Genomic DNA, 12,754 nt, shown 5'->3' on the forward strand with positions numbered 1-12,754 from the left:
CGACGCGATCCGCGTGAGCACCCCGTCAGCCGCCCGCGCCTCCTGCGTACGACGCCGGAGGGCGCCCGCGACGGTGAGTTCGGCGGTGCCGGTGAGCAGGTCGGCGACCCGCGTGGCCAGCACCCCGCGAGCGGGCGCGAGCCGGCGTTCGGCCCGCCGGGACACCGCCCCGGTGACCATCGGCACGCCCACCCCGGCCAGCAGCAGCCCGACGGCGAGCACGGCGCCCGCCTCGGGCAGCAGCCACCCGGTGAAGGCCACCGACCCGGCCGACACGACGACGGCGGCGCCGACCGGCAGCAGCCAGCGCAGCCAGTAGTCCTGGAGGGCGTCCACGTCGGCGACGAGCCGCGACAGCAGGTCCCCGCGCCGCGCCCGCCGCAGCCCGGCGGGCGCGAGCCGCTCAAGGCGCCGGTAGACGGCGACCCGCGTGTCGGCGAGCATCCGCAGGACGGCGTCGTGCGAGACGAGCCGCTCCGCGTACCGGAACACGGCCCGCCCGATCCCGAACGCCCTCGTCCCCGTCACCGCGACCATCAGATACAGCACGGGCGGCTGCTGCGAGGCCCGCGAGATGAGCCACCCGGACGTCGCCATCAGCCCCACCGCGCTGCCCAGCGCCAGACTCCCGAGCAGCGCCGCCAGCAGCAGCCGCCCACGCCGGGGCCCGGCCATCGCCCGCACCCGCGCGAGCACACCTCCGCGCACGGCCTCGACGGGTGTCTCTCCGGCGCGCTCCTTCGCCTCCCCCGGCGTGAAGAAGTCGGCCTGAGTGACGCCGCGCTCCTCCCGGACGGCGGTTTCCGGCGCCCGGTCCACCGCACCGGCCTCCGCCTCCGCGAGCCGCACCACCCGGTCGGCCACCTCCAGGAGCGCCGGCCGGTGCACCACGAGCAGCACGGTCCGCCCCTCGGCGAGCCGCCGTACCGCCGCGACGACCTCCGCCTCGGTCGCGCCGTCCAGCGCGGCCGTCGGTTCGTCGAGGAGCAGCACCGGACGGTCGGCGAGGAACGCGCGCGCCAGGGCGAGCCGCTGCCGCTGCCCGGCGGAGAGCCCGGCCCCGTCCTCGCCGAGCACGGTGTCGAGCCCGGCGGGCAGCGCCTCCACGAACTCCAGAGCCCCCGCGTCGGCGAGCGCCCGGCGGACGTCCGTGTCGTCGGCGTCGGGGTAGGCCAGACGGACGTTCTCCGCGATCGTCGCGGCGTACAGGTGGGGTCGCTGAGGGACCCAGGCGATCCGGGAACGCCACTCCTCCAGGTCAAGTCCGGCGAGGTCGGCGCCCCCGATCCGGACCTGGCCCTCGGCGGGGCGGGTGAAGCCCAGCAGGACGTTCAGCAGCGTCGACTTGCCCGCGCCGCTCGGCCCGACGAGGGCGACGGTCTCGCCGGGTTCGACGGTGAACGAGGCGTTGTCGACGGCGGGGACGGCCCGGCCGGGATAGCGGACGGTCACACCGTCGACGGTGATCGCACCCTGCGGGACAGCGGCGGTGCCGGCTGCCGGGACCGGCTCCTCCAGCACCGCGAAGATCTCCTCGGCGGCGGCGAGCCCCTCGGCCGCCGCGTGGTACTGCGTGCCGACCTGCCGCAGCGGCAGATACGCCTCCGGCGCCAGGATCAGGATGACCAGCCCGACGTAGAGGTCCATCTCGCCGTGCACGAGCCGCATCCCGACCGTCACGGCCACCAGCGCGACCGAGATCGTCGACAGCAGCTCCAGCGCGAAGGAGGAGAGGAACGCGATCCGCAGCGTCTTGAGGGTCGCCTGCCGGTACTCCCCGGTGATCTTCCGGATCGACTCCGCCTGCGCCTTGGCCCGCCCGAACACCTTGAGCGTCGGCAGCCCGGCCACCACGTCCAGGAAATGCCCCGACAACCGCGACAGCAGCCGCCACTGACGGTCCATCCGCGCCTGCGTGACCCACCCGATCAGCATCATGAACACCGGGATCAACGGCAGCGTCCCGACGACGATCGCCGCCGACACCCAGTCCTCGGTCACGATCCGCGCGAGCACCGCGACGGGAACGACGACGGCGAGCCCCAACTGGGGCAGATACCGCGAGAAGTAGTCGTCCAGCGCGTCCACGCCCCGTGTTGCGAGGGCGATGAGCGAGCCGGTCCGCTGCCCGCTCAGCCACCCCGGACCAAGCACCCCCGCCCGCTCCAGCAACCGCCCTCGCAGCTCGGACTTCACAGCGGCCCCGGCGCGATGCGCGGCGAGTTCAGTGAGCCAGGAGACCAGCGCCCGGCCGAGCGCGACGGACGCCAGCAGCAGCAAGGGCGTACGGAGGTCGGCGACCGAGTGCCCGTGCTGGAAGGCACCGACCACGATCTCGGCGATGAGCATGGCCTGAGCGATGACCAGGAGAGCACCGACGGTGCCCAGTCCGACGACCGCCACCATGAACAGCCGGGTGGCGCGGGCGTATCGGAGGAGACGCGGGTCGATTGGTTTCACGTGAAACATGCCCTTCGATCCAGAGAGGACGTTTCACGTGAAACGAGCAATGTTTCACGTGAAACGTCCCCCCTGACGGACTCACTGCACGGACTCACTGCACGGACTCAGTGCACGGACTCAGTGCACGGGTTCGGCGATGTGCTGCGTCCCGATCCGCTTCCGGAACACCCAGTACGTCCACCCCTGGTACAGCATCACGATCGGCGTCGCGATCACCGCGCACCACGTCATGATCTTCAGCGTGTACGGGCTCGACGAGGCGTTCGTGACCGTGAGGCTCCAGTCCGGGTTGAGCGTCGACGGCATGACGTTCGGAAAGAGCGTCAGGAAGAGCATCGCGACGGCGGCCACGATCGTGACGCCGGAGAGGGCGAACGACCAGCCCTCACGCCCGGCCTGGTTCGCGACGAGCGCCGCGACGAGGGCGACGACGGCCACGACCAGGGCGACCAGGCTCTTGCCGTCACCGTTGTCGGCCTGCGTCCAGACCAGGAAGGCCAGGGCCAGGACGGCGGTGACGAGGCCAAGCCTCAGAGCGAGCCTGCGGGCCCGCTTCCGGATCTCACCGACCGTCTTGAGGGCCGTGAACACCGTGCCGTGGAAGGTGAACAGGCTCAGCGTGACCAGCCCGCCCAGGATCGCGTAGGGGTTGAGCAGCTCCCAGAACCCGCCCACGTACTCGAAGTTCCGGTCGAGCTTCACGCCGTGCACGATGTTGCCGAAGGCCACGCCCCACAGGAACGCGGGGATCAGGGAGCACCAGAAGATCGCGTGCTCCCAGTTGCGCTGCCAGTTCTCCTCGGGCCGCTTGGCCCGGTACTCGAAGGCGACGCCCCGGACGATCAGGCAGAGCAGGATGACCAGCAGCGGCAGGTAGAAGCCGGAGAAAAGGGTGGCGTACCACTCGGGGAACGCTGCGAAGGTCGCGCCGCCCGCGCTGAGCAGCCAGACCTCGTTCCCGTCCCAGACCGGCCCGATCGTGTTAATCAGGACGCGCTTCTCGGGCCGGTCGCGGGCGAGCAGCTTGGTGAGGACACCGACCCCGAAGTCGAAGCCCTCCAGGAAGAAGTAGCCGGTCCACAGGACGGCGATGAGGACGAACCAGACGTCGTGCAGTTCCATGACTGTGCAGCTCCCTCGGCCTAGTACGAGAAGGCCATCGGCTTGTCGGCGTCACGCGCCTCGCCGCCGATCTTCGTGGGCGGGTTGAGGTCGGCCTCGGTCAGCTCCGGCGGGCCGGCCTTCACGTACTTGGCGAGCAGCTTGACCTCGACGACGGCGAGGATCGCGTACAGCGTGGTGAAGGCGATCATCGAGGTGAGGACCTCGCCCTGGGAGACACCGGGGGAGACCGCGTCGCGGGTCTGGAAGATGCCGTAGACGACCCAGGGCTGACGGCCCATCTCGGTGAAGATCCAGCCCCAGGAGTTGGCGATCAGCGGGAAGGCCAGGGTCCAGATCGCGAGGCGCCAGTACCAGGTGGTCAGCTGAGGGCTGAGCGCCTTCTTACGGAAGAGGACCAGGTTCGGCACTTCGTCCTCACCGACCCTCAGGTGCTCGGGCAGCATGAACTTCTTGCGGGTCAGCCACAGGCCGAGCATGCCGATCGCGAGGGAGGTCATGCCGAAGCCGATCATCCAGCGGAAACCCCAGTAGGCGACCGGGATGTTGGGCCGGTAGTCGCCGGGGCCGAACTTCTCCTGCTCGGACTTGTTGACGTCGTTGATGCCGGGGACGTGCGAGGTGAAGTCGTCGTTCGCGAGGAAGGACAGCAGGCCCGGGATCTCTATGGCGACCTTGTTGTGGCCCTTGTCGACGTCTCCGTAGGCGAAGACGGAGAAGGGTGCCGGTGCCTCGCCGTCCCAGAGGGCCTCAGCGGCGGCCATCTTCATCGGCTGCTGCTTGAACATGACCTTGCCGAGGGTGTCGCCGCTGATCGCGGTGAGCAGACCGGCGATCACGACGGTGATCAGGCCGAGCCGCAGGGTCGTCTTCATCTCGACGATGTGCCGCCTGCGGACCAGGTGGAAGGCGGAGATGCCGACCATGAAGGCGCCGCCGGTCAGGAAGGCCGCCGTCAGGGTGTGGAACGCCTGGCTGAGTGCGGTGTTCTGGGTCAGAACGAGCCAGAAGTCGGTCAGTTCGGCGCGGCCCTTGGCCCCGTTGATCTTGTACCCGACGGGGTGTTGCATCCAGGAGTTGGCGGCCAGGATGAAGTAGGCCGACAGGATCGTGCCGATCGAGACCATCCACGCGCAGGCGACGTGGATCTTCTTCGGGAGCTTGTCCCAGCCGAAGATCCACAGGCCGATGAAGGTGGACTCGAAGAAGAAGGCGATCAGGGCCTCGAAGGCGAGGGGGGCGCCGAAGACGTCGCCGACGAAGCGCGAGTAGTCGGACCAGTTCATGCCGAACTGGAACTCCTGCACGATGCCGGTGACGACGCCCATCGCGATGTTGATCAGGAAGAGCTTGCCCCAGAACTTCGTCGCCCTGAGGTATTTCTCTTTGCCGGTCCGCACCCAGGCGGTCTCCAGGCCCGCGGTGAGCGCCGCGAGGGAGATCGTCAGGGGGACGAAGAGGAAGTGGTAGACGGTGGTGATACCGAACTGCCAGCGCGCCAGTGTCTCCGGCGCCAGGGCCATGTCCACGTCGTCAGTCTCCTTACGTGCCGTGGTACAGCGGCAGTTTGCCCCTTATGTCACATACAACAGTGGAGCAACTGGGACACGCTTGTGAACGCGTTCACATTCACAAGCAATTATGGCGCATACCCGTTCGAGCATGGGAGGGAGGGGGGTGTCCGAAAAGGGGCCGGAGGTCACCAAGGGGGTGCCACCCGGCCCCATGTCGGTCCAGCACTGGTCCAGCGCTGTCCGGTTTCACGTGAAACATCCGCATGAGCGGCGTGCTCACGGCATGAAAAACGCCCGCCGGGACAGGGTTCGTTCCCTTGGTCACAGTCCCGACGGGCGCGAGAACACACGGGCCGCGATCAGCCCGCCGTACGCGATCAGCCCTCCTTGAGGAACGCCTCCGCCACCTTCAGGAAAATGTCGTTGGCCTCGGTCTCACCGATCGTCACCCGAGCCCCCTCGGGGAACGGCCGCACCACGACGCCGGCCTGCTCACAGGCTGCGGCGAACGCGGGCGTGCGCTCGCCGAGGCCCAGCCAGACGAAGTTGGCCTGGCTGTCGGGGACGGTCCAGCCCTGCGTACGCAGCGAGGCGACCACCCGGGTGCGCTCGGAGACCAGGGAGCCGACCCGGCCGAGGAGTTCGTCCTCCGCGCGCAGGGAGGCGACGGCGGCGTCCTGGGCGAGCTGGGTGACGCCGAAGGGCACCGCCGTCTTGCGCAGGGCGGCGGCGACGGGCTCGTGGGCGATCGCGAACCCGACCCGCAGGCCCGCGAGACCGTACGCCTTGGAGAACGTGCGCAGGACGCAGACGTTCGGCCGGTCGCGGTACAGCTCGACCCCGTCGGGGACGTCGAGATCGCGCACGAACTCGCGGTACGCCTCGTCGATGACGACCAGGACATCGCCCGGCACCCGGTCCAGGAACCGCTCCAGCTCGGCCCGCCGGACGGCCGTCCCCGTCGGGTTGTTGGGGTTGCAGACGAAGATCAGGCGGGTCCGCTCGGTGATCGCGTCGTACATCGCGTCGAGGTCGTGGACATCGCCCGCAGCCAGCGGGACCTGGACGGAGGTCGCGCCGCTGATCTGCGTGATGATCGGGTACGCCTCGAAGGAGCGCCAGGCGTAGATGACCTCGTCGCCGGGGCCCGAGGTGGCCTGGAGGAGCTGCTGGGCGACGCCGACCGAGCCGGTGCCGGTGGCGAGGTGGGAGACGGGGACGCCGAAGCGGTCGGCCAGTTCCGCCATCAGCGCCGTGCACGCCATGTCGGGGTAGCGGTTGAACGAGGAGGCGGCGGCCGTGACGCTCTCCATCACGCCGGGCAGCGGCGGATAGGGGTTCTCGTTGGAGGACAGCTTGAAGGCCACGGGACCGCCCTCGGCGGCCGGCCTCCCCGGCTTGTAGGTGGGGATCCCCTCCAGCTCGACCCGCAGCTTGGGGCTCGTCTCGCTCACCGCAGTCCTCCTCTTGCCACCGCCGGGATTCAATTCTCCTCACCTTATGAGGATTCGGGCCACTCGCGTCAGCGGCGGAACCGACCTCGTGCGTCACACACGCATCAGGGGCAACAGCGCACGAAGGGCGACGAATAGGGGGCGCGTCGCACATATATCTATGCGCTGGTGGCACGCGCCGTGGCGCGCATCCCTCGTACAGGTGAGTTGAGACCTCTTCGAGACATCGGTGCGTCGCCAGGCTCATCCGCGCCGATGCCACATGTAGTGATGTTCAAACGGTCAACTGACTTTGTTTCTAATGTAGTTAGGCGCCTTTGACCTTGCAGAAACGTGCCTGTCAATGCGTGCATATGCGTCCGCCCTACCCCCTCTCATGAGCCCTACTATCGGCACGCCATGACAGCAGCAGGGAAGCACCAGGTGAGCCGCGCGGAAACCTCACGCCGAGGCAGCCGGCCGGGCCGAGCGGGCATCAGGGACGTGGCCGCCGCCGCCGGAGTATCCATCACGACCGTTTCCGACGCCCTGAACGGCAAGGGCAGGCTCCCTGATGCCACCCGACGCCACGTCCGCGAAGTCGCCGACCGGCTGGGCTACCGCCCGTCGGCCGCGGCCCGCACGCTCCGTACAGGGAAGTCCGGACTGATCGGACTGACCGTCACCACGTACGGGGATGAACCTTTCACCTTCACCGAGTTCGCGTACTTCGCGGAGATGGCCAGAGCCGCCACCTCCGCCGCGCTGGCCCGCGGCTACGCGCTCGTCATCCTCCCGGCGACCTCGCGCCACGACGTGTGGTCGAACGTCGCCCTGGACGGCACGGTCGTCATCGACCCGTCCGACCAGGACCCGGTGGTGGGCGAGCTCGTCCGGCAGGGTTTACCCGTCGTCTCCGACGGGAAGCCGGCCGGTCCGCTGCCGGTCACCGCGTGGGTCGACAACGACCACGAGGCCGCCGTGCTCGACATCCTCGACCATCTCGCCGACGCCGGAGCGCGCCGGATCGGGCTGCTCACGGGGACCACCACCGACACGTACACGCATCTGTCGACGACCGCGTACCTGCACTGGTGCGAGCGGGTGGGACAGGATCCGGTCTACGAGGCGTACCCGGCGCACGATCCGTGCGCGGGCGCCGTCGCCGCGGACCGGCTGCTGGCCCGGCCCGACCGGCCCGACGCCGTGTACGGGCTGTTCGACCCGAACGGCACGGATCTGCTCGCCGCCGCCCGCCGCTACGGGCTGCGGGTGCCGGAGGATCTCCTGCTGGTGTGCTGTAGCGAGTCCACGGTCTACGCGAGCACCGAGCCGCCCATCACGACCCTCTCCCTCAAGCCGCGCCGCATCGGCACGGCGGTCGTCCAGCTCCTGATCGACGCCATCGAGGGCGTCGACTCCGACTACCCGGTCGAGCAGGTAATACCGACCGAACTGATCATCCGAACCTCCTCCCAGCGCCGCCCACCGCGTACGACGGTGAGCCCGCCGCGCACGCCTGAGGGCAAGTAGCCGCTCGTCCCCGGGGAGCCTCGTGAGCCCCGGGGAGGGACGGGACGGCCTTCTGCTGGCCCCCGACGACACGCACCCCGACACCCGCGTCCCGAACGCGCGGCCCGCCGCAGGCGGACACCCTTGGGTCGGAGTACCTCTCGTGAGGCCCTCGTGGTGTGCGCGAGGTGTGGAGTGGGGCGGTGTCCCGACGGCCAAGGTCGGCTCAATCGGGGCGAATACCCCACACCGGCGCGGGCCGAGACCGATTCACCACCCCTGGGTCATCACACGGCGCGATCCGCATTCCTATGATGGGCCCACGACACCGCGGGCCCCTGCGACCAGGCAGTCCGAAGCGGTGCAGATGCGGCGCGATGGTGGAGGGGTCTGATGACTCAGGGGGCCGGTCAGGGACCCGAAGCGGAACGGACGGCGACGTTGCGCGACTTCCGGGTGCCCGCGTACGTCCATGAGACCGGTCCGTACGACGACGGCGGGCATCCCGGCGACGCCGTACCGGCCGACGAGCAGCCGTACTCCGAGGGGTACACGCCGACCCAGCGCGACCTGCCCGTCATCAACCGGGGCGACACGCTCAGGATGCCGACGGTGGAGCCCGTTGCGGAGCGCCCGACGGACGGCCCCGGCCCGCTCTTCGTCGTCGGCGACGTCCACGGCTATCTGGACGAACTCGTCGCCGCCCTCCAGGAGAAGGGCCTCGTCGACGCGGCCGGCCAGTGGTGCGCCGGCAACGCGCGCCTGTGGTTCCTCGGCGACTTCACCGACCGCGGCCCCGACGGCGTCGGCGTGATCGACCTCGTCATGCGGCTGTCGGCGGAGGCTGCCGCGGCGGGCGGCTACTGCAAGGCCCTGATGGGCAACCACGAACTCCTCCTGCTCGGCGCGAAGCGGTTCGGCGACACCCCCGTCAACTCCGGGGCCGGCACCGCCACCTTCCAGGCGGCCTGGCTCCTCAACGGCGGCCAGAAGGTCGACATGGACCGCCTCCAGGACCACCACCTCCAGTGGATGGCCCGCCTCGACGCCGTCGAGGAGGTCGACGGCTTCCTGCTGGTCCATTCCGACACGACCGCCTATCTCGACTACGGCGACTCGATCGAGGCCGTCAACGACACCGTCCGCGAGACCATCACGCGCAACGACGCGGACGAGGTGTGGGATCTCTTCCGCAAGTTCACCAAGCGCTTCTCCTTCCGCGACGAGGGCGGCGCCGACGCCGTCCGCTCACTGCTCGATACGTACGGAGGCACCCGGATCGTTCACGGACACAGCCCGATCCCCTATCTGCTGGGCGAAGTCGGCTCCGAGGACGGCGAGGACCAGTCGGGTCCGAACGTCGAAGGACCGCACGTCTACGCGGACGGGCTGGCCATCGCGATGGACGGCGGAGTGACCATGGCCGGAAAACTGCTGGTCCAGCAGTTGCCCATGGATAATCGACTGCTCAGTGGGCAGGCGTCCAGCATGGAGGACTGATCGTCGGCGGCACTGGCCCGGGTCCAATTTCCGCAAACCCCCTGTCACCTTGAGCCGTCGCCGCTCTACCATCGGCTTATCCGTAGCAGGCTCCCCTCCGTTTCTGCCCGACGGCTCGTTGGCATGCGAGCCCCAAGCCCTACGGAGCATCGGGGGATGCACATGAACAGCGTTCCGCAGCACCTGCACAGTGAGGACCGCCAGGAGTACGAGCGGGTCCTCGACGAGGCGCTGCGCTCCGCCCCACACCACCCGCAACTGGCCGGTATCGGCCGTCGTCTCAACCCGGAACAGCTGCGCACCATGGCGCTGGGCGCCACCGCGTTCATCACGGCCGCGGCGGCGACCGAGTACCAGCACTACACGAAGGTCCGCGAGGAGCTGCGCCATCCGGCGTCGTCCACGTCCCACGAGCCGGACTCCGGTGAGCCGGGCATCGGTGCGGGGATCGCGGTCGGTCTGGGGGAGGCCGCCGTCGAGCCCGCCGGGGCGGGGGCCGTCGCCGTCGCCGCCGTGCTCACGCCCGTCCTCGCGGGGACGGCCGCGGTGATCTTCCTGCTCATCGGCTACCTCCTCAAGGCGCTCGACCCGGCACCGGCGTTCGCCGGGGCGCTGGTCACGGCGGGCTGGGTGTTCGGGGTGGTCACGGCGCTGGCGATCCTCGTCGCCACCGTCGGCCTGCTGCTCACGGCGCTGCGCAACCGTCCCGCAGTGGCGGCGGGGCCGTACAACGAGCAGGCGGAGGAGGTCGCGCGGGCCAGGGAAGCCTGGCGGACGGCCCTGCTGGAGCGCGGCTTCCTGCCGTACTTCCGCGAGGCCCTCACCACACAGGGCACCGACCCGGCAGCCACGCCGCCTCCGTCGCCCTCACCCCGCAGCCGCCTCCCCAAAATCGGATACGACCGTCCCGGCTTCACCAGCCCCGACGACGGCCCCGCCCCGGGCCACCGCCCGAGCTTCTCCAGCCCGGACTACACAAGCCCGGACTTCGGCGGCCCGGACAACACCCCGGACTGACCACTCCTCGACCTACACCCCCCTCAGCTCCACATCCACCTCCCGGTCCGCATCCCCCACCTCGGGACGCGGACCGGAGGCTTTTCGCTGTCAGTCCGCGATCGGCAGATACACCCGATTCCCCGCCGCCGCGAACTCCTTCGACTTCTGGGCCATCCCCTCCTCGACCTCGGCCCGGCTGCCACCGTGTTCGCGGCGGATGTCTTGGCTGATCTTCATAGAGCAGAATTTGGGCCCGCACATAGAGCAGAAGTGGGCGGTCTTGGCGGGCTCGGCCGGGAGGGTTTCGTCGTGGAACTCACGGGCTGTGACCGGGTCGAGGGCCAGGTTGAACTGGTCCTCCCAGCGGAACTCGAAGCGGGCGTCGGAGAGGGCGTCGTCCCAGTCCTGGGCGCCGGGATGGCCCTTGGCGAGGTCGGCGGCGTGGGCGGCGATCTTGTAGGTGATGACGCCGGTCTTGACGTCGTCGCGGTTGGGCAGCCCGAGGTGCTCCTTCGGCGTGACGTAGCAGAGCATCGCCGTCCCCCACCAGGCGATCATCGCGGCGCCGATGCCGGAGGTGATGTGGTCGTACGCCGGGGCGACGTCCGTCGTCAGCGGGCCGAGCGTGTAGAACGGGGCCTCGTCGCAGATCTCCTGCTGGAGGTCGATGTTCTCCTTGATCTTGTGCATCGGGACATGCCCCGGGCCCTCGATCATCGTCTGGACGTCGTGACGCTTGGCGATCCGGTTGAGCTCCCCGAGGGTCCGCAGCTCCGCGAACTGCGCCTCGTCGTTGGCGTCCGCGATCGAGCCCGGCCGCAGCCCGTCACCCAGCGAGTAGGTGACGTCGTAGGCGGCGAGGATCTCGCAGAGTTCCTCGAAGTTCTCGTACAGGAACGACTCCTTGTGGTGCGCAAGGCACCAGGCCGCCATGATCGAGCCGCCGCGCGAGACGATGCCGGTCTTGCGGTTCGCGGTGAGCGGTACGTACGCGAGCCGCACGCCCGCGTGGACCGTCATGTAGTCCACACCCTGCTCGGCCTGCTCGATCACCGTGTCCTTGTAGATCTCCCAGGTCAGCTCCTCGGCCCGCCCGTCGACCTTCTCCAGCGCCTGATACAGCGGCACCGTACCGATGGGGACGGGGGAGTTGCGCAGCACCCACTCCCGGGTCGTGTGGATGTTGCGGCCCGTGGAGAGGTCCATGACCGTGTCGGCGCCCCACCGGGTCGCCCAGGTCATCTTCTCGACCTCCTCCTCGATGGAGGACGTCACCGCCGAGTTGCCGATGTTGGCGTTGACCTTCACCAGGAACCGCTTGCCGATGATCATCGGCTCGATCTCCGGGTGGTTGACGTTGGCCGGCAGCACCGCCCGCCCCGCCGCGATCTCCTCACGGACGACCTCCGGGGAGACGTTCTCCCGCAGCGCCACGAACTCCATCTCCGGGGTGACTTCTCCCCTGCGGGCGTAGAACAGTTGCGTCACCGCCCGCCCGTCCCGGCTACGGCGCGGCAGCCGCGGCCGGCCCGGGAACACCGCGTCGAGATTCCGCAGCCCACCGCGCGGAGAGGTGTGCTTGATCCCGTCGTCCTCGGGGCGGACCGGACGGCCCGCGTACTCCTCGGTGTCACCCCGCGCGACGATCCAGTTGTCCCGCACGGGCGCGAGACCCCGACGGACGTCGGTCTGCGCGGACGGGTCGGTGTACGGGCCCGAGGTGTCGTACAGGGTGACCGACTGCCCGTTGGTGAGGTGCACCTGGCGGACCGGCACGCGCAGGTCGGGGCGTGAGCCCTCGACGTACGCCTTGTGCCAACCGATGGACTTCCCGGCCTCGTTCTGCGTGGAGGCAGGCGTGCGTGTGTCCTTGATGGTCATGAGACCTACTCCCTACGCCGGCATTACCCGGTAACAGGTTCAGCGGTCGACGCAGCGGCTTCCGTCAGCCGACGTTTCACGTGAAACATCACTTGATCCCGATGACGTTTCACGTGAAACATCGCGAAGACGAAGGTCAGCGCCCTCTCAGCCCGGTGCTCCGAGCTCCCGCGTGTGCAAAAGGTGTTTCCACGCTAGCGGTATTTGTGGCGCGGTGAACAGTGGGCCTTTGCGGTTCTTGCGATGATCGGTCGGTGACCACACCACCCCGCTCTCCGTTCCCCCCTCCGTCCGAGCCGCCCCACCGGCCCGGCATGGGAGGCGGTCCCG

At 69.3% G+C, this 12,754-nt stretch carries 8 protein-coding genes; 3 read left to right on the forward strand and 5 right to left on the reverse strand.

The annotated features are described in order from the left end of the window. From cydD to hisC, 4 genes are all read right to left on the reverse strand, one after another. Positions 1–2,469: thiol reductant ABC exporter subunit CydD (gene cydD / locus ACVNF4_RS09860; protein WP_461802332.1), on the reverse strand; the 2,469-nt coding region annotated here is incomplete at its 3' end. Between the two features lie 111 nt (positions 2,470–2,580). Further along, a complete protein-coding gene (gene cydB, locus ACVNF4_RS09865) occupies positions 2,581–3,585 on the reverse strand; it encodes a cytochrome d ubiquinol oxidase subunit II (protein WP_461802333.1) in 1,005 nt (334 codons plus the stop codon). A 20-nt stretch (positions 3,586–3,605) separates the two neighbouring features. Next, positions 3,606–5,114 carry a cytochrome ubiquinol oxidase subunit I gene (locus ACVNF4_RS09870; protein ID WP_461802334.1) on the reverse strand — a complete coding sequence of 503 codons (1,509 nt, stop codon included), beginning with the start codon at positions 5,112–5,114 and terminating at the stop codon, positions 3,606–3,608. 362 nt (positions 5,115–5,476) lie between these two features. Then, a complete protein-coding gene (gene hisC, locus ACVNF4_RS09875; protein ID WP_461802335.1) occupies positions 5,477–6,553 on the reverse strand; it encodes a histidinol-phosphate transaminase in 1,077 nt (358 codons plus the stop codon). Between the two features lie 399 nt (positions 6,554–6,952). Here hisC and ACVNF4_RS09880 point away from each other — a divergent pair, with 399 nt between their 5' ends. The 3 genes from ACVNF4_RS09880 to ACVNF4_RS09890 all read left to right on the forward strand — a co-directional run bounded on the left by ACVNF4_RS09880 (position 6,953) and on the right by ACVNF4_RS09890 (position 10,561). Beyond that, positions 6,953–8,065: a LacI family DNA-binding transcriptional regulator gene (locus ACVNF4_RS09880; RefSeq protein ID WP_461802336.1), complete on the forward strand. Its 1,113-nt coding sequence runs from the start codon at positions 6,953–6,955 to the stop codon at positions 8,063–8,065. 372 nt (positions 8,066–8,437) lie between these two features. Next, positions 8,438–9,544, forward strand: coding sequence for a metallophosphoesterase (locus ACVNF4_RS09885; protein WP_461802337.1), 1,107 nt, complete (start codon positions 8,438–8,440; stop codon positions 9,542–9,544). A gap of 156 nt (positions 9,545–9,700) precedes the next feature. Beyond that, a complete protein-coding gene (locus ACVNF4_RS09890; protein WP_461802338.1) occupies positions 9,701–10,561 on the forward strand; it encodes a hypothetical protein in 861 nt (286 codons plus the stop codon). A gap of 90 nt (positions 10,562–10,651) precedes the next feature. Here the strand turns inward: ACVNF4_RS09890 and thiC are convergent, their stop codons facing one another. Further along, positions 10,652–12,424, reverse strand: a complete 1,773-nt coding sequence (gene thiC, locus ACVNF4_RS09895) for a phosphomethylpyrimidine synthase ThiC (protein WP_461802339.1) — start codon at positions 12,422–12,424, stop codon at positions 10,652–10,654. Between the last annotated feature and the right edge of the window lie 330 nt (positions 12,425–12,754).

This window comes from Streptomyces sp. S6, from assembly GCF_054880855.1.